Source organism: Serratia microhaemolytica (assembly GCF_004011885.1).
Lineage (GTDB): Bacteria > Pseudomonadota > Gammaproteobacteria > Enterobacterales > Enterobacteriaceae > Serratia_G > Serratia_G microhaemolytica.
In genome coordinates, this window is sequence record NZ_SBEF01000114.1 from 1 (window position 1) to 1,454 (window position 1,454).

Consider the following 1,454-nt stretch of genomic DNA (forward strand, 5'->3'; position numbering starts at 1 on the left):
GCTGGCTTAATCGATATCGTCGTTTATTGGTTCGCTGGGAGAAAAAGGCTGAAAATTACGAGGCCATGTTGCATTTTGCCTGCGGACTTATTGTGTGGAATAAACTCCTATTGAGATAGGCTCTAAGTTAAGATCTGCTGTGCGCCATCCTTCTGAGAATTTCGCGGCTCTCTCTGCGCCTTTCATGGATATTTTACTGGCCAAACTCCCCAACCCCACACCCGCAGCCTTTGCTCCATACACCATACCGACAGTATCCTGTATGGTCATCGCAATCCTTGCCCAAGTTGGCAGTTTATCTACGGCCTCTTGGTATTTTCTGGCATATTCTACCGATTCAGCTTGATCCTGTGCCAGCTTGGCCTTCGCTTGCTCAAGAGTGTAGCCGTTTTCGAGTAAACCAATCCACTGATGTGAATAATCACCGATCAATTCGGCATAGTGCGCCATCTCGTCAGGAAATTGTTCGCGTAGGTCGTAGTAGGTTTGGTATTCGGCGTAACCCCGGTAGCTTTCTTGTGCCTGTAACAGTTTTTTGTGTTCTGCCAGACAGGCTGCACTGGTTTCATCTTCACACGCCGTGAACAGATTTTGCTGCTGTTGTGCTGCTTTTTTTACCAGATTAGCCCGTTGTTGCTGCTCATTGGCGTTGAGTGTGCCGATGGTCGCTTTACGATCAAGCGCACTTTTGCGTACTTGATCAGCGGCATTGAGTCTGCTTTTTTAGGCGATTGTTCAGAACACTCAAACCGGGTTAAGTTCTCTCAGTGATTTACTATTTTGAAAGATGATTTAGCTCAGTACATTTTTCTTTTCTTCGTAATCCTGCAAGTACTTCTCAATGGGATAAGCTGTTCCAAGCTCATGTATTTCACCTGTATCTTTATCAATTATGAATGGTGCATTTCCCGCAAGTTGAGCGGAGAACTCACCAGTTTCAAGATATTCACGGGATTGGAAACAAAAAAACCATCCTTCTGCAAAACGCCCCTGAAGAGTAATCACAACAGGAGTATCCATATTTTTTATATAATCAGTAGCTTTCTCTACTGCTTCAGTAAAACTAATCATTAGTTCGTTCTCAATAATTGGAATGATTTAAACTGGCCAAGAACAGCAGATTTACCTGTTTGCCCATCAAGGAATCGAATTGTACCGTTTTGGTTCACTACATTAAACACATGCCCAGGAAGACCAGGGCCATATGAACCAAAAACAATACCCCTTGCTCCAGAACCTGCATCTATCATTTGTTGCACAATATTTTCAGACGAGGATACATATTTAAATTTAACATCAAATTGTTTTTCTAATACACTCAAAGGAATGTAAGCGTCCGGTAGCCTCACCTTGCCGCAGCGAATAAAGCCTTTCATTATTCTCGCCATCACATCCTCTGCTTGAGAATAAACCATGCCATATACCAAACAGCAAAAACAGCAGCATCTTGATAA

3 protein-coding genes and 1 pseudogene are annotated in these 1,454 nt (G+C 43.1%); 1 reads left to right on the top strand and 3 read right to left on the bottom strand.

Annotated elements, in window-relative coordinates; all coding sequences use genetic code 11:
• A pseudogene (locus EOJ37_RS14185) lies at window positions 1–119 on the top strand (IS5/IS1182 family transposase); the annotation flags it as partial.
• On the opposite strand, the gene EOJ37_RS14190 reads toward EOJ37_RS14185, so the two are convergent.
• From EOJ37_RS14190 to EOJ37_RS14200, 3 genes are all read right to left on the bottom strand, one after another.
• Window positions 88–450, bottom strand: coding sequence for a hypothetical protein (locus EOJ37_RS14190; RefSeq protein WP_127960512.1), 363 nt, complete (start codon window positions 448–450; stop codon window positions 88–90). The pseudogene EOJ37_RS14185 and the gene EOJ37_RS14190 sit on opposite strands and share 32 nt — an antisense overlap.
• 342 nt (window positions 451–792) lie before the next feature.
• Entirely contained in the window at window positions 793–1,071 is a 279-nt protein-coding gene (locus EOJ37_RS14195; protein WP_127960513.1) for a YrhB domain-containing protein, read from the bottom strand.
• A partial coding sequence (locus EOJ37_RS14200; RefSeq protein WP_240651731.1) for a toxin glutamine deamidase domain-containing protein occupies window positions 1,071–1,454 on the bottom strand: 384 nt, incomplete at its 5' end. The genes EOJ37_RS14200 and EOJ37_RS14195, both read right to left, overlap by 1 nt.

Bases quoted from the DNA above. Each gene is read 5' to 3' on its own strand.
- EOJ37_RS14190 (WP_127960512.1), bottom strand. From the start codon at position 450: ATGGCGCACTATGCCGAATTGATCGGTGATTATTCACATCAGTGGATT.
- EOJ37_RS14195 (WP_127960513.1), bottom strand. From the start codon at position 1,071: ATGATTAGTTTTACTGAAGCAGTAGAGAAAGCTACTGATTATATAAAA.